Origin of the sequence: Clostridium pacaense, from assembly GCF_020709765.2 — a bacterium.
In the GTDB taxonomy this organism is placed as follows: domain Bacteria; phylum Bacillota; class Clostridia; order Lachnospirales; family Lachnospiraceae; genus Enterocloster; species Enterocloster hominis.
Window position 1 is genome coordinate 264,228 of sequence record NZ_JAJFEB020000003.1, and the last position, 20,081, is coordinate 284,308.

Below are 20,081 nucleotides of genomic sequence, written 5' to 3' on the forward strand. Positions count from 1 at the left end.
GAATAATATGGATTCAGATGTGTATCACATAGGATACACGTATGAAACATATAAGAAACACAAAGTGCAGTAGGAGGAAAGAACATGCTGGAAGTTGGAGTAAAGGCGCCGGATTTTACACTTAGGGATAAGGAGGGGAAGGAAGTTACCCTGTCTTCTTTTAATGGTAAGAAGGTGGTGCTGTATTTTTATCCGAAGGATAATACGCCGGGGTGCACCAGGCAGGCCTGTGCGTTTGCGGGGGCTTATAGTGGTTTTAAGGAGAGGAATGTGGAGGTTATCGGGGTGAGCAAGGACAGTGAGAAATCACATGCAGGCTTTGCAGCCAAGCATGACCTGCCCTTCATCCTCCTGTCGGATTCGGAACTGACAGCCATCCAGGCATATGATGTGTGGAAGGAAAAGAAACTTTATGGAAAGGTATCCATGGGTGTGGTAAGAAGCACATATGTGATTGATGAAGACGGCGTGATTGAAAAAGTGTTTGAAAAGGCAAAGCCAGATACCAATGCCCAGGAGATACTGGATTATCTGGACAGGACGGACAGGGAAGATTAGGTAGTATTAGGGGGTGTTTGAACATTCATTCCAGCCATCTGTCTTAAGCAGCCTTTCGGGAACATTTCCCGCAGGGGCTGCTGTTTTTATACCCTGAAAATCCATACTATGTGCCTATGTGCACAAATATCCGGTTGATTTCCAATGATTAGGAATTTAGAATGGTATAGCAATGCACGGCAAGTGTATAAATAATTTATATGGGGATAGTAAGATGTGGGAATCATATGTCATATATCAGTCAATAAAGGCAGCTGAGGATATGTTTGCAGCCATGAAGCTGTTTCCGGACAGCGCTGATGAAAATTGGGAGAAATTTATTAGTAATGAGAAGGCAAAGGTTAACCTGGATGTGGCCTTGATCATGATGGCAATAAAAAAGGGGCCGTATCAGTAAAGGAATGGCCATGAAGGGACGCTTTGGACGGTCCGTACTATCATTGGTGACGTTTTCCTGCCTGCCCATAAGTATTCAATAAAAGCTGTAAATGAATGTGACTATGAAACTGCATTCCCCAACAGTTTAAGGAAGGGTTTCAAGGATTGCTACAGGCGTACCTATCCACATATAATTCACAAATCATCCACAGACTTATCCACAATATCCACCGGGAATACAAGATATTTTGGCTGGAAATTGTGTTTATCTATATCTAGTGGTATCATGATTGTGGATAAATGGAAGTGGGAGGCGGCCTTTTTTCTTTTGTCATAGGGGAGCATGAAGGCTTTCAGCAGGCAGGAGAGCCATATGAACGGTCCCCGCTTTTAAAAGGAAGATACGGGGGCTGGAATCCAGTGGCCGGTTTGGATGGGGCTGATTGCGATTGCTGTATGTCCGGCTGATTCATAAAACCATGAACAGGGTACCTGCCGTAATCAATATCATGCCGATGACCGATTTGACGGTGATGCTTTCGTGTAAGAAAACAAAAGCCAATATGATTGTCACGACAACGCTTAATTTGTCAACCGGGACTACTTTTGATGCCTCCCCAATCTGTAATGCCCTATAATAACAGAGCCAGGATATGCCGGTGGCCATCCCTGACAGGATAAGGAAAAGCCAGCTTTTTTTCGTTATGCTGACAATCCCGCCCTGGGAGTTTGTAAGGAATACCATTCCCCAGGCCATGATTACCACGACCATGGTCCTCAGGGCGGTTGCAAGATTGGAATTCACTCCCTCGATTCCTATCTTTGCCAGAATCGAAGTCAATGCTGCGAACAGGGATGAAGCTAATGCGAAAAGAAGCCACATGTTTGATTCCTCCGTGGGTGGTGTAAAGGTGGTTTGTTGGTTTACTTTAATAATAGCACCATTTATGGGGGATAATCCATCACGATTTTATTTTTTCTGGTTTTTATGTGCCATGCAGGAAACTTATATAATGGCGTTACAGCTATAATGGCATTACGACAAAAAGGGAACATCCTGTTGCAGGTGTCCCCTTAAAATAAACATTAATGGAGGTATCCCCTCTATATATTATCATGGAAGTAAATCCGGATATTTTTCCAAGTCTTCAGATGTCGGAATCCCATCAAGCAAATAAGAATAGGATACACCAAAAAAGTTAGACAATGTTTTTAATTCAAAGTCATTCACAAAACGGCTGCTGGTTTCAATCCGGGTAATTATGTTCTTATCAAAGTTTAAGTCGGCTAATTGGAGTTTATCAGCTAAATCACGCTGTGAAAGGCCACAATGGTTCCGTGTGGAAGATGAATTCGAGGAAGGTAAGGTATGTGAACAGGCATATGCAGAGATAATGAATGCCTATCAACGCCTATGCCAAAGATTGGGCGTGAAGGGGGAAGAGGATGAGGATATAGAAAGGTTATTGGTGCAATAATACTTTGGATTAATGCAGACACCAAGCAAAACTTTCTTGGCAATGTGTTTATTGACCCGGTAGCAGAGAACAAAGGTATTGGAAAATTAGTATGGGATTTTGTTGAACATGAGTTTTCGGATACAGAGGTATGGAAAACAGAAACCCCTATTTTTTCTCGTAGAAATCATAATTTTTACATCAATAAATGCGGATTCTATGTTGTAAGAATTGAAAACCCCAAAGACATTGAAGAAGGAAGTTTTATTCTTGAAAAAAAGATGCAATAACACAAGCGAATGAACAGTTTGTTCTATAATGAGAGCCATTGCGAACTGTGTACGAATTATTCTTGCTTCGCCTTTGGCGGATAAAGCGTAGGCCATTGGCATAACATTCCTAAGTTTACCCTAAGACAGAGTAAACTCATTTTTTAATACTATTCAATAGAAGATCCTTGAATAATTATTGTTTTGACCAAAAGACGTATCTGAGAGGGAACGGGAATTAGAAAAAGCTGCAAACAAAAGAATGGTGATATAAAAGTGTTATCAAAAGTTACCAAGTGTTATCAAAGATTTTCCAAAGCAAAAACCCTGAAACACTTGATTCCTCAAGCTTTCAGGGCTGTTAAGAAGTAGCGGAAGGGAGATTCGAACTCTCGACACCACGGGTATGAACCGTGTGCTCTAGCCATCTGAGCTATTCCGCCATATTAAATTTTGGTAGGTAGTGGGGCCTACAGGGCTCGAACCTGTGACCCTCTGCTTGTAAGGCAGATGCTCTCCCAGCTGAGCTAAGACCCCACATTCCAGGCTTCGCAGCAGCTCAATCGCGACTGCCTGTACAGTATATGATAAATTGTGGTAATTGTCAAGACTTTTTTAACTATTTTTTTTATAGAAATTTTCTTAGTGTTTTATATGGGATTATGGTATAATAATCGACAGATATTAGAAATTAATCAATGCACTGGAAAGGACTTTGCATACCCCTCATGTATAACTTTATCGTAAACCCCAACGCGGGAAGCGGCAGAGGCATGAAGCTTTGGAAGGCCATGGCCCGCTATATGGACAATCATAATATAGAATATGAAGCTTTCCTGACAGAGGGGATTGGTGATGCCAGGCTCATTGCCAGGAAGCTGACCGATGGTGTCCGCGAGCCGCGCTACATCATCACGGTCGGCGGCGATGGGACCATGAATGAGGTCCTGGACGGCGTTTCTTTCCATGCGCCTTTAAGCCTTGGATATATACCCGCCGGCACGGGTAATGACCTGGCCCGGAGTCTCCGCATGCCGAGAAGTGTGCTTAAGTGCCTGAAAAAGCAGCTGACACCCAGGCATTTTACCATGATAGATTATGGCGTGCTTTCTTACGGGGAGCATGAATTGTCACACCGGCGTTTCCTTGTAAGCGCGGGAATTGGCTATGATGCATCCGTGTGCCAGGATGTACTGTCATGCGGGTGCAGCAGGCGTTTAAGCCGTATGGGATTGGGAAGACTTTCTTATATCATCTTTGGGATACGCCAGTTTTTCCGATGTAAGTCCTCCAAGGGCTATATCGTATTGGACGGGGTGAAGAAAGTAGAATTTAATAATATTCTTTTCATCTCATGCCACATACAGCCTTCAGAAGGCGGCGGCTTCCTGTTTGCACCGGGAGCGGATGGAAGTGATGGGAAGATGAATATATGCGTGGTCAGCCATGCCGCCAAGGCAAGGCTGATTCCGGTCCTGCTTTCAGCCCTCACAAGGCGTAAGGGAAAGCAGAAGGGGGTGCGCAGCTTTGAGTGCAGGGAGATTGCCATCCATACGGAGGCGGCCCTTCCGGTCCATGCGGATGGTGAGAACTGCGGCCTCCAGACGGATATCCAGGCGGGATGTATTGCCAGGAAGGTAAGGATGATGGTATAGTACGTCATGGAAAGATGTCCATGGTAAAGAAACCCATGGAAAGAAAACCAAGATAAGAAAGTATATGGTAAAGCATATAGTAAGGAGAATCTATGAGAATCGGACAAGGATACGATGTTCATAAGCTGGCAGAGGACCGCAGCCTGATTCTGGGAGGAGTGGCCATTCCCTATGAAAAGGGGCTTCTTGGCCATTCGGATGCAGATGTGCTGGTCCACGCAGTGATGGATGCCCTTTTAGGGGCAGCCGCGCTGGGGGACATCGGACAGCATTTCCCGGATACGGACCCTGCATATAAAGGGATTTCCAGCATAGAACTGTTAAGAAGGGTAGGGGAACTTCTGGATGAGAAGGGGTATGTGATTGAGAATATCGATGCAACCATCATTGCCCAGAAACCTAAGCTTGCACCGTACAGGCCGCAGATGGCGGCCAATATAGCGGAGGCCCTCCACCTGGATGCAGGAAGGGTCAGTGTCAAGGCCACTACAGAGGAGGGGCTTGGCTTTACAGGAACAGGGGAAGGGATTTCTTCTCAGGCAATTACCTTATTGACGGAACCGGCAGACTACTGCTATGATAATAAAATGATGTCTGAGGGCTGTAAAAGCTGTCCTGGCTGTGGCCGGGGATGAGATAAAAGACATATAAAGGTTAAGGAAAATCAGGTAGATAAGAGAGAATTTATCCACGAGGAGAATAAGAGTATGAAGATATTTAACACACTGAGCAGAAGAAAAGAGGAATTTGTGCCATTGACACCGGGCGAGGTCAAGATGTATGTATGCGGCCCCACGGTGTATAACCTAATCCACATCGGCAACGCAAGGCCCATGATTGTATTTGATACAGTACGCAGGTATTTTGAGTATAAGGGCTATGATGTGAAGTATGTATCCAATTTTACGGATGTGGATGACAAAATCATAAAGAAAGCCATTGAAGAGGGCGTGGACGCGGACACTGTCTCACAGCGCTATATTGAGGAGTGCAAAAAGGATATGGCGGCCATGAATGTCAAGCCAGCCACGGTACATCCCCAGGCAACCCAGGAAATCTGCGGCATGCTGGAGATGATCCAGACCCTGATTGACAAGGGCCATGCGTATGTGGCAAAGGACGGCACGGTTTATTTCAGGACCGGTTCCTTCAAGGAGTACGGCAAGCTGTCCCATAAGAATCTGGATGAGCTGCAGTCCGGTTTCCGCGAGATTAAGGTGACCGGCGAGGAGGGGAAGGAAGACCCAAGTGATTTCGTGCTGTGGAAGCCGAAAAAGGAAGGGGAGCCTTTCTGGGAGTCACCCTGGTGCAACGGACGTCCGGGCTGGCATATTGAGTGTTCCGTCATGTCCAAACGCTATCTGGGCGAGCAGATTGACATCCATGCGGGCGGCGAGGACTTAATCTTCCCACACCATGAGAATGAAATCGCACAGAGCGAGTGCGCCAATGACAAACCGTTTGCAACCTACTGGATGCACAACGCATTCCTTAACATTGATAATAAGAAAATGTCCAAATCCCTGGGCAACTTCTTTACGGTCCGTGAAATCAGCGAAAAGTACGATTTACAGGTGCTGCGTTTCTTCATGCTCAGCGCCCATTACCGCAGTCCCCTTAACTTCAGCGCCGACCTGATGGAGGCATCTAAGAACGGCCTGGAGCGTATCCTGACCTGTGTGGATAAGTTACGGGACCTGGAGGCAAAGGCAGAGGGCGCGGCACAAACCTGTGCGGAGCAGGGCAGCATGGAAGAGGCAGGGAAGCTGCTGGGCAGGTTCGAGGAAGCCATGGACGATGATTTCAATACAGCGGATGCCATCTCGGTTGTCTTCGAGCTGGTGAAGCTGGCCAATACAACGGCTGATTCCGGCAGCACCAAGGCGTATGTGTCCTTCCTTAAGAAGAACATTGAGCAGCTGTGCGATGTATTGGGCATCATAACTGAGAAGAAGGAAGAAGTGCTGGACAGCGACATTGAGGAAATGATTGCGGCCAGACAGCAGGCCAGAAAAGATAAGGATTTTGCACTGGCAGATGAAATCCGCGGAAAGCTTCTTGATATGGGCATTGTACTGGAAGATACCAGAGAGGGCGTAAAGTGGAAGAGAGTGTAACTTCAGTTGATTTTCTGACATATTATAAACAGTGTATGAATCTTGAACCAGTGGACGCGAATATGTACTCGCCACTGGTTCTGGCCTATATTGGGGATGCGGTGTATGAACTCATGATCCGTTCCAGGGTCGTCAACCATGGCAGCATGCAGGTGAATAAGATGCACAAGCGCAGCGCCGGACTGGTTAAGGCAGGAACCCAGGCAGCCCTTATAAGGGCCATTGAAGACCTGCTGACAGAGGAAGAACACGCCGTGTACAAACGGGGGCGCAACGCCAAATCCGTGACAACGGCCAAGAACGCATCGGTGATTGATTACCGGACGGCCACGGGACTGGAAGCCCTGGCGGGCTGGCTGTTCCTTAAGGAACGGTATGACAGGCTGGTATATCTGGTAAGCCAGGGCCTCATAAGGCTTGGGGAACTGCCGGGCAGGGAAGATGAAACGGCTGCCATGGATGGGCAGGCAGCGCAGGACAGGACAGCCGCAGACACCGGGGCTGGGCAAGAGACAGGAGACATGACATGAGATATGAAGAACTGACCATAGAGGGGCGTAATGCGGTTCTGGAAGCATTCCGTTCCGGCAAGACCATTGATAAGCTGTTCGTGCTGGACGGCTGTCAGGACGGACCCGTGCGCACCATTGTGAGGGAAGCCAAGAAACATGATACCATTGTGAATTACGTTGCCAGGGAACGTCTGGACCAGATATCGGAGACAGGGAAGCATCAGGGCGTGATTGCCTATGCGGCGGCCTATGAGTACGCAGAGGTGGAGGACATGCTGAAGGCTGCAGAGGAGAAAGGGGAACCGCCGTTCCTCATCTTGTTAGACGGCATAGAGGATCCCCATAACCTGGGGGCCATCATAAGGACAGCCAACCTGGCAGGCGCACACGGGGTCATCATCCCCAAGCGGAGGGCGGCAGGGCTTACAGCCACGGTTGCCAAGACATCCGCAGGCGCCCTTAACTATACCCCGGTTGCAAAGGTCACCAACCTGACGGCTGCCATGGAAGACCTGAAGAAAAAGGGGATGTGGTTTGTCTGCGCGGACATGGGCGGCGACATCATGTATAAGGTGAACCTGAAAGGCCCCATTGGGCTTGTGGTTGGCAATGAAGGGGAAGGCGTTGGCAAGTTGGTCAGGGAACACTGCGATATGACGGCCTCCATTCCCATGAAGGGCGATATTGACTCCCTGAATGCATCCGTGGCAGCCGGGGTCCTGGCATATGAAATCGTGAGACAGCGCATGATGCCATAATATTCCCCATAGGCAGGCAGGAGGTGAATTTATGATGAGAATAATACGTAAACCAGTTATAAAGTTAACAGCTGCCGTCGCGGCCGCGGCCATTGTATCGGGAAGTCTCCCGGCTGCTGCGGCATGGGCCGGGTCCGGCCGGGATGCGGTGGTGATAGAAGATACCCAGGTGCCTTTATATAATAAGCCTGCCGGCAGTTATGTGCGGACCCCCATTGCTTCCGGCGTGACCACCTATAAGAATGAGAAGGCTACCCTGGATGCTTCCAATGTATCAGAGGGCTATATCATGGTCAAGTACACAGGAAGCGTGGGAAAGATTAAGATACAGATTACAAAAAGCGGCTCTGAGACCTATACATATGATCTGAATAACAGCGGGGTGTACGAAGTATTCCCGCTGTCAGAGGGCAGCGGCTCCTATCAGGTGAAGGTATTTGAGAATATCCAGGGCAACCAGTATTCCCAGGCTTTCAGCCAGTCCATTGACGCCGGTATCACCAACCAGTTCGGGCCATTTTTATATCCGAACCAGTATGTGAATTTTAACTCTGCCAGCGCTGCCGTGCAGACGGGCGCTGCCGTGGCAGCAGGCGCAGCGGACCAGATTGGCGTGGTGACTGATATTTACAATTATGTCATCAGCAATGTTACCTATGACACGGCCAAGGCCACATCCGTGCAGTCAGGCTACCTTCCCAATGTGGACGTGGTGCTGGCGCAGAAAAAGGGTATCTGTTTTGACTATGCGGCCCTGATGACAGCCATGCTGCGTTCCCAGGACATACCCACCAAGCTGGTGGTTGGTTATACAGGCAACCTGTATCATGCCTGGATTAATGTTTATCTGGAAGGCCAGGGCTGGGTGGACAATGTGATTTATTTTGACGGCAACAGCTGGAAACTGATGGATCCCACATTTGCGTCCTCCAGCGGCCAGAGCCAGGAAATCATGCAGTATATCGGCAACGGCGCTAACTATAAGGCCAAATACAGCTATTAATTGGGAGGCAATGACATGGAAAAGCAAGGTGAGGCATATTACCGCTATTCCTACCGGGAACTGGCAGCTTTCTGCCTGCAGGTATCCCTGCTTCTGGAGTCAGCGGTACCCCTGGATGAGGGGCTTGCCATCATGGCAGAGGATGCGGCTGACAAAAAGGAAAAGGACATGCTGCTCTACATGGCGGAGGGCGTGGAACTGGGGGACCCGTTTTTTAAGGTCCTGGAAGATACCAAGGTATTCCCGGACTATGTGGTTAAGATGGCAAAGCTGGGCCAGAGCACGGGAACCATGGACCAGATGATGAAATCCCTGTCCGTATATTATGAAAAGGAATACCGGCTGATACAAGCCATTAAGAATGCAGTGACCTACCCTGTCATGATGGTAATCATGCTTCTGGTGGTGCTGTTTGTCCTGTTTACACGGGTCATGCCTGTGTTCAACAAGGTATATGAACAGCTGGGGGCGCAGATGTCGCCGGTGGCGCTGTCCGCCATCCGTCTGGGCGGCCTGTTCAGCGGCGCGGCCCTGGTTGTGGCTGCCCTCCTGGGACTGCTGGCAGGCGGTATCTGGGTGGCGTCCAGGTTTGGCAGGAAGTTCGGTTTGGTGGAGCGGTTCATCAATTATGTCAAATGCCGCAGCAAGATTGCCCTGGCAGTGGCCAACCGCCGCTTTACTGCAGTCCTTTCCCTGACCCTTAAATGCGGGATGGAACTGGAAAAGGGCATGGAGCTGGCGAAGGAACTTGTGGACAATGAAAAGGTGGCTGAGCGCATCAGCAGATGCTCGGAGCAGCTGCAGGTGGGGGAAAGTTATTACCAGTCCATGAAGGATACCGGGCTGTTCTCCGGTTTTTACATACAGATGATTAAGGTGGGAAGCAGAAGCGGCCATCTGGACAGTGTCATGGAGGAGATATCGGGGGACTACGAGGAAGCCGCCGATGCCTCCATTGATAATATGATAGCCAGGTTCGAACCCACCATTGTGGCGGTGCTGGCAGTATCCGTGGGCCTGGTGCTTCTGTCTGTCATGCTTCCTCTGGTGGGAGTGTTATCCGCAATCGGATAAGGAGGACGGATTATGAAGGTTCAAAACAGGAAAAAGGAAAAGAGCAGCATCTATGGCTACCTGCTGTCAGCGGCGGCCATGGCTGCTGCTGTTACAATATTTGCGGGAGCCGTGATAAGCTTTGCAGGCAGGACCGGAAGCAGGGAAGAGGAAACCCTGAAGAAAGCGGTTACCCGGGCTTCGGTCCAGTGCTACGCCATTGAAGGGCGCTATCCGCCCAGCGTGGAGTATCTGGAAGAAAATTACGGTGTACAGATTAACCGCAAAAAATATAATGTGTTCTATGACGGCTTTGCATCCAATGTAATGCCGGAGATCAACATCATACCCATAGAAGAGCAGGGGGCATCAGAATGATTCAGAAGACAGAGAAAAAAGGCCATATGATGAGTGTGCTTTTTACCATGCTGCTGTTTCTGGTATTTGTTCTGAGTGCCCTCTTTACCGTGCTGATCGGAAGCCGGGTATATGAGAACATTACGGTGCGCAGCGATGCAAGCTACACGGGCAATACGGCCCTCAGCTATATTGCCAACAAGGTGCGCCAGGGAGACCGGGCAGGCCTTGTGGATGTGGTGGACGTGGACGGGATTCCTGTCCTTGAGATGAAGCAGGAAATCGGGGATTCTGAATATGTTACTTGGATTTACTGGAAGGATGGGACCATCCGGGAGTTATTTACAGATACATCCAGCGGACTGGGACTGGAGGACGGCCTGACCATACTGGAGTGCGGAGGGCTTGACCTGTCAAAGGATGGGAAGCTGCTTCGCATTGAGACACTTGGGGAAGGCGGAGGCGCTGTGAGCCTATCCTTAAGAAGCGGAGGACTTGAGGCGGATGAATAGGAAAAGCGGGTCCGGTTCAGGGCCATTTTTAATGGAAATGCTGGTAGTGGTAGGTTTTTTCATTATCTGTGCCAGCATCTGCGTCATGGTTTTTGCAAAGTCGGACAATATCAGCCGGGAAGCCAGGGACATCAACCAGGCAGTGCTTATGGCAGAGAGCCTGACCGAGGAGCTGAAGGCCGGCGCAGAACCGCGCTGGAGCCAGCAGCTGCCGGACCGGAATATCTGGCAGCATCTGGCGGAAGCAGATGATGAAAATGAAGATTATGCTGAATGGAACAGGGAACTGGTGGAAAGTGACGGCTATGAGGGAATGCATGCCATTTACTGGGACAGCAGCTGGAGGGTAACGGAACCAGACTTCAACACGCCGTACCTGGGGATTGTATACCAGGGCACGGTGGACGGCATGAGAAGGACCGATGTACTGGTCCTGCGTTACGGCAAAGGGGATGACAGGGGGGAACTTCTCTACCGCCTGCAGACAGAAAGCTATGAGGCGCAGTAAGGTATGATTCATCATGTACAGGAGAGAGATGGCAGATGGCAGAAAAAAGTTCCAGGAATAAAGTGAGTATAGGAGCCTCGTCACTGATACTGATATTCATTGTGTTGTGCATGGCCACCTTTGGCCTGCTTTCCTTAAGCAGCGCCCAGGGGGATTTAAAGCTTGCAAGGCGCAATGCGGATGCGGTAAAGGGGTATTATGAGGCTGACAATAAAGGACAGCAGTGGCTGAAGGATGTGGATGGGGTCCTTATGGAAGAAATGGGGAAAGGCCAGGATTCCGCCCAGTGCAGCCTGGAGATAAAAGACAGGCTGGGAGACCTCTATGACAGGGAAACCGGGCTTATATCCACGGACATACCAATGGACAGGGGCCGGTCCCTTCGCATCGAACTGGTGCTGATGTGCGGGGAAAAGAGGTACGAGGTAAAATCCTGGTATGTGTATAACAGTGAGGAGTATGAGATTGATACATCGATGCCGGTCTGGGGCGGGGAGACTCCCACAGAAGGGTAAGCCGATGGCCTTAAAGGGACGGCTGGGACTCCATGAGGGTATCTGGTTTTTCGGAGAACGCGTATACAGAATGGTATAAAGGAGCATAGATATATGAATGTTATGGAATTACTTACATCGGCAGTGGAAAAGGATGCGGCGGACATTTTCCTGATTCCCGGCATGCCCTTTTCCTATAAGATAGGGGGCCGGATCATCTATCAGGGAGATGACAGGATCATGCCTGACGAGATGAATGGTATGATTAAACAGATTTATGAACTGGCCAAGAACCGGAGTATGGAAAAGGTACAGAGCCATGGGGATGATGACTTCTCCTTTGCCATTCCAGGTGTGTCCAGGTTCCGTGCCAGTGTATTCCGGCAGAGGGGTTCCCTGGCAGGCATCATCCGGGTGGTCCGGTTTGAACTGCCGGATGCGGGGCAGCTTCATCTGCCAAAGAGCATTATCGATGTGTCCAGGCTGACCAAGGGAATGGTGCTTGTGACAGGCCCGGCCGGCAGCGGGAAAAGCACCACCCTGGCATGTATCATAGATGAAATCAACCGCACCAGGAATGCCCATGTCATTACCTTGGAGGACCCCATTGAGTATCTCCACAGGCATAAGATGAGCGTTGTGACCCAGAGGGAGATCGTGACGGATACGGACAGCTATGTAAGCGGTCTCAGGGCGTCCTTAAGGCAGGCGCCGGATGTCATCCTTTTAGGCGAGATGAGGGATTATGAGACCATCAGCATTGCCATGACAGCGGCTGAGACAGGTCATCTGATCCTGTCCACCCTGCACACGGTTGGCGCGGCCAATACCATTGACCGTGTCATTGACGCATTCCCTCCAAACCAGCAGCAGCAGATTCGGACCCAGCTGGCCATGGTGCTGGACGCAGTCATATCGCAGCAGCTGATACCGACATTGGACGGTGGCGTACAGCCTGCATTTGAAATCATGTTCCTGAATAACGCAATCCGCAATATGATACGGGAATCTAAAATCCATCAGATTGACGGAGTCATTGCCACGTCCCAGGAGGAGGGCATGGTATCCATGGACAACAGCCTGATCAAGCTTTACCGGGACGGCGCCATATCACGTGAAAATGCAGTGGCTTACAGCAGTAACAGTGAGCTGATGGAAAAGAAGCTGTCCAGGTAACAGGAGTGATTCAGGAGCAGGCGTCCGGCTATATATCGAAGTTACATACCGGGCTGCTGATCCGTGGAATAAGGATAAGCCTTTCCAGATATACTATATCCAGAGCGTGTCTGGAAATACATCCTGTCATGTTTATGGCAGGGGAAGCAGATATCCGGGGAAAGGAGTCTTTTATGAAAGTTGATAAACGGAAAGTAGTAATTGTGGGTACAGGAATGGTAGGCATGAGCTATGCATACAGCCTGCTCAACCAGTCAGTGTGTGATGAACTGGTGTTAATAGATGTGAATAAGAAACGGGCGGAGGGGGAGGCGATGGATCTGAACCATGGCCTTGCATTCGCCAATTCCAGCATGACCATATATGCAGGCGGGTACGGGGACTGTTCGGATGCGGATATCGTGGTGATCTGTGCAGGGGTTGCCCAGAAGCCAGGGGAGAGCAGGCTGGATCTGCTCAAACGCAATGCGGAGGTGTTCCGCTCCATCATAGACCCTGTGACATCATCTGGTTTTAATGGTATTTTCCTGGTTGCGACCAATCCGGTGGATATCATGACAAGGATAACATGCACCCTTTCCGGCTTTAATCCAAGACGTGTGCTGGGCAGCGGAACCGCCCTGGACACGGCCAGGCTGCGTTACCTTCTGGGGGATTATCTGAAAGCGGATCCAAGGAATGTCCACGCCTATGTCATGGGCGAGCACGGGGACAGTGAGTTTGTGCCGTGGAGCCAGGCCCTTCTGGCCACCAAGCCCATCCTGGAACTCTGCAATGAATCCGGGGATGAGGGATGCAGGGGAAGGTTTGACGAGATTGAAGAAGAGGTGCGCACTGCTGCCTATAAGATAATTGAAGCCAAGAACGCCACCTACTACGGAATCGGAATGGCCCTGACCAGGATTACCAAAGCCATCCTTGGGGATGAACACAGTGTGCTTACCGTGTCAGCCATGCTTAGGGGAGAATATGGACAGCGGGATGTATATGTGGGCGTGCCCTGTATTATCAACCAGAATGGGATCCAGCGCGTGCTTCCTCTGTCGCTGACAGAGGATGAACTGGATAAGCTGGGCAGATCATGCGATACGCTGCGGGAGAGTTTCGACGGGATTTTTTAAGATAAGAGGAGCCGGCACTGAGGATAAGAGGAGCCTGGCACTAAGAATGAGAGGAGCCGGTACGATGGGGGACAACGTACCGGCTTTGTATGGAAAATCTATATCAAAAGGATTGGTTCCTTGTTTATGACTACAGTATACAGGACTTTTGTGACCAAAGTTTGAGCAGTCTATAAATTAAATGTGAAAAACTTTACGATTTTATTGTTTTTATGCGCTTAAAATCTGTCCACACCCAATTAACAGGATATCCACATATTTATCCACATTATCCACCGGAAGTACAAGATATTTGGTGTCGGTATTGTGCTTATCTATATCTGGTAGTATCATAATTGTGGATAAGTGTAAAGAAAGACTGAGGAAGTGGAAGGAATAGGGATTATAAGGATAGCTGGGGCTGTGTATGATATTCCTGATTCTGGGGCATACTATCCCATATATCACGCAGATAAGAGGTAGCATACTATGAATGACAACAGGGATAGGGTACTTTTTTATATAAAAGAATTTACAAAGAGGCATGGGTACACACCCACGGCCTATCAGGTATCAAATGAATTATATATGCCCCAGGATAAGGTTTCCTCCATTGTGGAAGCCCTGAAAGCCGAAGGGACAATACAGATCCATCGGCCGCTGATATGATCCTTTCTGGGATTTTGAGTCAAATGAAAACTTTTTCAAATTTATTGTTGACAAATTTCTCCCCTCATGATAATATATACAAGGTTCGCGTGAGCGGAACAAAATAAAAGCTGCTGTGGCTCAGTCGGTAGAGCGTCGCATTGGTAGTGCGGAGGTCACGGGTCCGATTCCCGTCAGCAGCTCGGTGAAACCCTTGAATTTTCAAGGGTTTTTTGTGTATCTGTGCAGATGCATCTGCTTTTGCGTGGAAGCTTGACAAAAAGCTGCAATATGTTTGCAAAAATAAAAATGAACTTGTTTTGATTCCTCACCGTTTTTGCCGGAACCTGTCCAATGGATATCATGCCTGTATCTATCCAGGCAGAAATACCAGGGAGGGGCATTTAAATTGTCCGTAATTACTAGAATATTCCCCATAATTACAAAATAAGTCAAAAATAATTGGAAATAGAAAAATAATATCCGGGGTAATCCCTTCCGTTTTTGGCCTATTTGTGATAAGATGAATATTGTCCGTAAAATACAATCTTTTTGTGGGGCGTTTCACAGGAGACAATGCCGGTTACACGGGCTGCATCATATATGGAGGGGATTATGGGAAAACAGGTGGAAGATAACGTTGGGAAGTCAGATATTTTAGATAATACTGGCTTCCGTTTTTTGTTTGGGCAGGGGGAGTAATGATGCTGGACTGGATGCTTGGCCTGGGAGCCTTTGCAATGTTTTTTATATATGACTGGAACCGTGTGTTTGTAAAAAAAAGCTGGATGAATCCATTATTTGCAGCCGGGAATATTTGCCTGGCCGTGGTGGCGGTCCGGTTGGTCCTTGAGGCATTTTCACTCAGCTTAGGGAAACCGGGGGCAGGCCTGTCCCTGGCATTCTGGCTGTGCCTGTCCGCCATATGCCTGGCAGGCCTTATCTACACCCTGTATTTTGCCCTTCCCTTTGACAGTACCTATTGCAGGGAGGCTGACCAGCATAAGGCGTGCAGGTCGGGCATATACGGCTGGTGCCGCCATCCGGGTATCTGGTGGTTTTTCGGCTGCTTTTCCTGTCTTGGGATGTCTACAGGAACAGGGGAGCGTGTTGTGTTCTGCCTTGTTTTGTCACTTCTTAATCTGTTGTATGCCTGGTATCAGGACCGGTATATTTTTGTAAGGGAGTTTTCTGATTATGAGGATTACCGGAGGTCTGTGCCATTTTTGTTACCGAAAATGAAAAAGGGGCGGTGAGTTTATGACATTTGAGGAAAAGCTTGTGAACCAGGAGTATGACAGGATATGGCAGGAATACTGCGGGTTCCTGGACCTGGATATGGATTCCTATATGAAGATACAGAAAAGGCTGCTGGCGGAGCAGATGCGGCTCTGGTGCAGCAGCCCCATCGGAAAAAAGATACTGAAGGGCAGGAATCCGGCAACGGTTGAGGAGTTCCGGTCCATGGTGCCCCTTACCACCTATGACGATTATGCGGATGTGCTTCTCCTGAAAAAGGAGGATATGCTGCCGGACAAGCCCATCATATGGATCCAGACTACATGGGAAGGCGGGAAACATCCTATTAAAGTGGCGCCCTATACCAGCGGTATGCTTGAGACCTTTAAGAATAATATCATAACCTGTCTTATGATGGCCACAAGCAAGGGAAGGGGAAGCTTTGATATTGATATCGGGGATACGTTCCTCTATGGCCTGGCGCCATTGCCTTATATCACGGGCCTGATCCCGCTGGGGCTGTCCGACCAGTTCCATATGGAATTCCTTCCGCCTGTAAAAGAGGCTGTGGATATGACCTTTTCCGAGCGCAACAAACGGGGCTTTAAGATGGGGTTAAGTAAAGGCATTGATTTCTTCTTCGGGATGGGAAGCGTTGCCTACTATGTGAGCATGAGTGTCGCAAGTCTTTCCGAGAGCGGTAGGAAGGGCGGATCCAGCCTTAAGAAGCTGTTCACCATGCCTCCGTCCATGACCCTTAAGTATCTCAGGGCTAAAAAACAGTGCAGGAAAGAGGAACGGCCGCTGATGCCAAAGGACCTTTTTAAACTCAAGGGCTTTTTGTGCGCGGGCACGGATAACCGGTGCTACAAGGATGATTTGGAGGAACTGTGGGGCGTAAGGCCGGTGGAGGTGTTTGCAGGCACGGAGCCAAGCTTTGTGGGCACGGAGACATGGAACCGCAATGGTCTGTACTTTTTCCCGGACGCATGTTTTTATGAATTCATTCCGGAGGAGGAGATGTACCGCAATATGGATGACCCGTCCTATGTGCCAAGGACCGTCTGCATGGATGAGGTGGTTCCGGGAGAAGTCTATGAACTTGTGCCCACCGTGCTGAGGGGCGGCGCCTTTGCCAGATACCGGGTGGGGGATATGTACCGGTGCCTGGGGCTTACCAGCAAGGATGATGAGACAAGGATTCCCCGGTTTGAGTACATGGACCGGGTGCCGGATATCATTGATATTGCCGGATTTACCAGGATATCAGAAAATTCCATCCAGAATGTCATCGGCCTTTCAGGGCTGGAGGTGGAGGACTGGGTGGCGCTTAAGGAGTTCACTGTTGATAAGGGACGTCCTTATCTGCATATGTACGTGGAAATGTCCCCTGGTTCAGTGGTGAACCGGGCGGTCAGCAGGGAACTTCTGAAGGAGCATCTTACCATTTACTTTAAGTATGTGGACCAGGATTACCATGATCTAAAACGTATCCTGGGCATGAATCCCCTGGAGGTTACCATATTAAGGTGCGGTACGTTTAAGGAATATAAGAACAAGACAGGAAAAAAGCTGCGGCATATTAACCCATCCATACACGATGTGCAGGATCTGGTGAAGATGCAGGAGCTGTTTGACAGGCAGAGGAGATACTGATTGTATGAGAAGCTATGTTTTTATTTCCATTACAGCATTATATTTCTACATGTTCCTCATGCTGGCCTTCATGTCGGCTAAGAAGTCGAGGCTGGTCAGGGATTTTATTGCTGTATTGGGTGCTATGATTTTATGGACGGGCGGCTCGCTTCTCATGAGGCTTATGGCGTGGCCTTCCTATCACATGTGGTTCCATGTTTCACTGGCAGGAATCTGCCTGGTACCGTATGCGTTTTTCTGCTTTATCAGGGATTTCTGCGGGCATTCGGCCAAACCCTCCCACCGGATATGGCTGATACTGATCGTGCTGGTCAACTTATATAACATGACCACCGGCAACCTGCTGGAAGCCCCGGCCATTACGGGAATCGGCGACAAGGCTTTCTTCGTCTACCATATGACCTGGCGGGTCACTGCCATGTATGGACTGTGTTTTCTTGTGATCATCCATTCCGCGGTAATCATCTTTGGCTCCAGGAAGAACCGGGCAGTCTGTTCCAAAGTGGTTCCCCTTCTGTCAGGAATCCTGCTTCTGTTTGCAGGCAACATGGCGGTGCCGGTCTTTAACGGGTTCCCCATCGATATCCTGGCAGGCGCGGTCAATGCAGGGGTCATGTTCTATACGCTGTATTCCAAACATGTGTTTAAGATGACCCTTCTGGTTTCACGGGGAAACTGCTACATCATTGCCATGGGCATCAGCGCGCTGGCATTTTATAATATAGCCCAGACACTGGAGTACCTGATACGGACCGGCGTTCCCATGCTGTCATCCTTCAGCGTGATGATTGTGGCCACCCTGACCATGATCGTGACCCTGATCATCTATCAGCTGGCGAAATGCTTTTTTGACAAGCTGTTCATACGGGAGGAAGTCAGCCAGACCGAGCGGCTGAGCGAATATACGCTGCTGGTGTCCCAGTCCCTGCGTCTGAATGAGATACTTCAGGGCCTGGTAAGCGTCATTACCGATACGGTGCATACCAAAAAGATCTATATCTGCATCAAGGATGACCAGGGTAATTATCCGGCCGTTTTCAGCAGCAGCCCCCTGGATGACAAGAATTTCATGATGGATGGGGATGCGCCCCTGATCCACTGGCTTAAGAACCATGATTCCTGCCTGCTCCTCCGTGATTTCAGGCGGACCGTGGATTACAAATCCATGTGGGAAGAGGAGAAAAGGCAGCTGGAAATACTCAAAATAGAGTGCCTCCTTCCATTAAAGGACGGGGATGACCTGGCCGGGCTTGTGATGCTGGGCGGCAAGGAACACAAAGGAAAGCTGCGTTCGGGATATTCGGAGGAAGATATCATTTTCCTCAATTCCATAGAGTCGGTAAGCTCCATTGCTGTGAAGAATTCCAGGCTTTATGAAAAGGCCTATGAGGAGGCAAGGACAGATGAACTGACCGGACTGCTGAACCGGAAGTATTTCTACGGGATGCTGGAGGATGCATATGAAAAATGCAGCCGCACCTCCCTTGCCCTGGCCATTTTCAATGTGGATGATTTTAAGCTGTATAACCAGCTTTACGGCAACCAGGAAGGGGACCAGGCCCTGATACATATTGCGCGTATCATACAGGGGACGGTGGGGGACAACGGATACTGCGCACGGTACAGCGGCAAGGAGTTTGCCGTCATCCTGCCCGAGTACGATATCTACTCAGCCCAGAACCTGGCAGAGAATATCTCACGGCAGATACAGAACATGAACCGTGACAGTTCTGAGACCTATCTGAAGCCCCTGACCGTCAGCTGCGGCATCTGCGCCATTCCTTATGCGGCAGCGTCCATACAGGAACTGGTATCCAATGCGGACTGTGCCGTGTACCATGTAAAACGTTCCGGCAAGAACGGTATCCGGGTATATTCAGACGGCATCATAGGAATACGGGAGACAAATGAGGGATTGGCTAAAAAGCATAAGAGTATGTATTCGGAATATGCGCCGACCATCTATGCCCTGACAGCTGCCATTGACGCCAAGGACCATTATACATTCCAGCATTCCAAGAACGTGTCATATTATGCGGAGGCTATCGGGATGGCCCTGCACACCAGCGGGGAATACAGGGAAATACTCAAGGAGTCGGCGCTTCTCCATGACATCGGTAAAATCGGTATTCCCGAGAACATACTGAACAAGACAGGAAAGCTTACGGCCGAGGAATACGAAGTCATGAAGCGGCATGTGGAGGCATCCGTGGAAATCATCCGCCACCTTCCGTCCATGGATTATGTCATCCCGGCTGTCATCGGCCATCATGAGCGTTACGACGGCAAAGGCTATCCCCGCCGGATTGCGGGAAAGGACATTCCCCTGGCAGCCAGGATACTCTGCATTGCTGATTCCTTTGACGCCATGGTTTCAAAGCGCAGCTATAAATCCAGCATGTCGGTGGAGTTTGCCATCAATGAACTGGAAAAAGGCGCCGGAACCCAGTTTGACCCGGAGCTTGTACCCCTGTTTGTGGAACTGATTGCATCCGGGACCGTAAAGCCGGTGCTGAGTGAAGGGGATGTGGTGGAAGACGGCAGGAATGCCGGGTCATGACAGAGGGGAAAATCATAATGCCATCGAGGCCGGACACGGAGTGACCTTGGAATGGAATGCATATGCAAGAA

21 protein-coding genes and 3 tRNA genes are annotated in these 20,081 nt (G+C 49.4%); 21 read left to right on the forward strand and 3 right to left on the reverse strand.

The genetic code is table 11. From position 1 onward, the window contains the following. Positions 1-84: 84 nt before the first annotated feature. Complete coding sequence (gene bcp, locus LK536_RS37310) at positions 85-558, forward strand: thioredoxin-dependent thiol peroxidase (RefSeq protein ID WP_227795293.1); 474 nt, start codon at positions 85-87, stop codon at positions 556-558. A 214-nt stretch (positions 559-772) separates the two neighbouring features. Next, positions 773-955 carry a hypothetical protein gene (locus LK536_RS37315; RefSeq protein WP_227795294.1) on the forward strand — a complete coding sequence of 61 codons (183 nt, stop codon included), beginning with the start codon at positions 773-775 and terminating at the stop codon, positions 953-955. Positions 956-1,405: 450 nt separating this feature from the next. On the opposite strand, the gene LK536_RS37320 is transcribed toward LK536_RS37315, so the two are convergent. After that, on the reverse strand, positions 1,406-1,819 hold the full coding sequence (locus tag LK536_RS37320) for an EamA family transporter (protein ID WP_008721651.1): 414 nt from the start codon (positions 1,817-1,819) through the stop codon (positions 1,406-1,408). Positions 1,820-2,401: 582 nt separating this feature from the next. On the opposite strand from LK536_RS37320, the gene LK536_RS37325 reads away from it, so the two are divergent. Continuing rightward, entirely contained in the window at positions 2,402-2,683 is a 282-nt protein-coding gene (locus LK536_RS37325; protein WP_474912284.1) for a GNAT family N-acetyltransferase, read from the forward strand. A gap of 348 nt (positions 2,684-3,031) precedes the next feature. On the opposite strand, the gene LK536_RS37330 is transcribed toward LK536_RS37325, so the two are convergent. Together LK536_RS37330 and LK536_RS37335 are read right to left on the reverse strand one after the other, a co-directional pair. After that, positions 3,032-3,105: transfer RNA gene (locus LK536_RS37330), tRNA-Met, on the reverse strand. 21 nt (positions 3,106-3,126) lie between these two features. Next, a tRNA-Val gene (locus LK536_RS37335) sits at positions 3,127-3,199 on the reverse strand. Positions 3,200-3,390: 191 nt separating this feature from the next. On the opposite strand from LK536_RS37335, the gene LK536_RS37340 reads away from it, so the two are divergent. From LK536_RS37340 to LK536_RS37425, 18 genes are all read left to right on the forward strand, one after another. After that, complete coding sequence (locus LK536_RS37340; protein ID WP_025483208.1) at positions 3,391-4,317, forward strand: diacylglycerol/lipid kinase family protein; 927 nt, start codon at positions 3,391-3,393, stop codon at positions 4,315-4,317. A 92-nt stretch (positions 4,318-4,409) separates the two neighbouring features. After that, positions 4,410-4,952 carry a 2-C-methyl-D-erythritol 2,4-cyclodiphosphate synthase gene (gene ispF, locus LK536_RS37345; RefSeq protein WP_008721661.1) on the forward strand — a complete coding sequence of 181 codons (543 nt, stop codon included), beginning with the start codon at positions 4,410-4,412 and terminating at the stop codon, positions 4,950-4,952. Between the two features lie 72 nt (positions 4,953-5,024). After that, positions 5,025-6,434, forward strand: coding sequence for a cysteine--tRNA ligase (gene cysS / locus LK536_RS37350; RefSeq protein WP_008721663.1), 1,410 nt, complete (start codon positions 5,025-5,027; stop codon positions 6,432-6,434). A 35-nt stretch (positions 6,435-6,469) separates the two neighbouring features. Continuing rightward, positions 6,470-6,964, forward strand: coding sequence for a ribonuclease III domain-containing protein (locus LK536_RS37355; protein WP_235712101.1), 495 nt, complete (start codon positions 6,470-6,472; stop codon positions 6,962-6,964). Continuing rightward, positions 6,961-7,704: a 23S rRNA (guanosine(2251)-2'-O)-methyltransferase RlmB gene (rlmB, locus tag LK536_RS37360; RefSeq protein ID WP_008721666.1), complete on the forward strand. Its 744-nt coding sequence runs from the start codon at positions 6,961-6,963 to the stop codon at positions 7,702-7,704. Before LK536_RS37355 ends, rlmB begins: the two co-directional genes overlap by 4 nt. A 31-nt stretch (positions 7,705-7,735) precedes the next feature. Next, positions 7,736-8,707: a transglutaminase-like domain-containing protein gene (locus LK536_RS37365; protein WP_330507571.1), complete on the forward strand. Its 972-nt coding sequence runs from the start codon at positions 7,736-7,738 to the stop codon at positions 8,705-8,707. Between the two features lie 15 nt (positions 8,708-8,722). Continuing rightward, positions 8,723-9,781 (forward strand): type II secretion system F family protein, encoded by a 1,059-nt coding sequence (locus tag LK536_RS37370; RefSeq protein WP_008721671.1) that lies wholly within the window; start codon positions 8,723-8,725, stop codon positions 9,779-9,781. A gap of 12 nt (positions 9,782-9,793) precedes the next feature. Continuing rightward, positions 9,794-10,138, forward strand: a complete 345-nt coding sequence (locus tag LK536_RS37375) for a hypothetical protein (protein WP_227795296.1) — start codon at positions 9,794-9,796, stop codon at positions 10,136-10,138. Continuing rightward, complete coding sequence (locus LK536_RS37380) at positions 10,135-10,629, forward strand: DUF4860 domain-containing protein (RefSeq protein ID WP_008721676.1); 495 nt, start codon at positions 10,135-10,137, stop codon at positions 10,627-10,629. The genes LK536_RS37375 and LK536_RS37380 overlap by 4 nt, the downstream gene beginning before the upstream one ends. After that, positions 10,622-11,137 (forward strand): type II secretion system protein, encoded by a 516-nt coding sequence (locus LK536_RS37385; RefSeq protein ID WP_227795297.1) that lies wholly within the window; start codon positions 10,622-10,624, stop codon positions 11,135-11,137. The genes LK536_RS37380 and LK536_RS37385 overlap by 8 nt, the downstream gene beginning before the upstream one ends. Before the next feature lie 35 nt (positions 11,138-11,172). Continuing rightward, positions 11,173-11,652, forward strand: a complete 480-nt coding sequence (locus LK536_RS37390) for a hypothetical protein (RefSeq protein ID WP_227795298.1) — start codon at positions 11,173-11,175, stop codon at positions 11,650-11,652. A gap of 93 nt (positions 11,653-11,745) precedes the next feature. After that, a complete protein-coding gene (locus LK536_RS37395; RefSeq protein ID WP_227795299.1) occupies positions 11,746-12,807 on the forward strand; it encodes a type IV pilus twitching motility protein PilT in 1,062 nt (353 codons plus the stop codon). 173 nt (positions 12,808-12,980) lie between these two features. Beyond that, entirely contained in the window at positions 12,981-13,928 is a 948-nt protein-coding gene (locus tag LK536_RS37400) for an L-lactate dehydrogenase (protein ID WP_025483201.1), read from the forward strand. A 468-nt stretch (positions 13,929-14,396) separates the two neighbouring features. Further along, positions 14,397-14,576, forward strand: coding sequence for a hypothetical protein (locus tag LK536_RS37405; protein ID WP_008721688.1), 180 nt, complete (start codon positions 14,397-14,399; stop codon positions 14,574-14,576). 109 nt (positions 14,577-14,685) lie between these two features. After that, positions 14,686-14,758, forward strand: a tRNA-Thr gene (locus LK536_RS37410). Positions 14,759-15,259: 501 nt separating this feature from the next. Next, positions 15,260-15,811: a hypothetical protein gene (locus tag LK536_RS37415; RefSeq protein WP_329602204.1), complete on the forward strand. Its 552-nt coding sequence runs from the start codon at positions 15,260-15,262 to the stop codon at positions 15,809-15,811. Between the two features lie 4 nt (positions 15,812-15,815). Then, on the forward strand, positions 15,816-17,450 hold the full coding sequence (locus tag LK536_RS37420; RefSeq protein WP_227795301.1) for a GH3 domain-containing protein: 1,635 nt from the start codon (positions 15,816-15,818) through the stop codon (positions 17,448-17,450). 4 nt (positions 17,451-17,454) lie between these two features. Beyond that, positions 17,455-20,010, forward strand: coding sequence for a histidine kinase N-terminal 7TM domain-containing diguanylate cyclase/phosphohydrolase (locus tag LK536_RS37425; RefSeq protein ID WP_025483197.1), 2,556 nt, complete (start codon positions 17,455-17,457; stop codon positions 20,008-20,010). Positions 20,011-20,081: the final 71 nt, after the last annotated feature.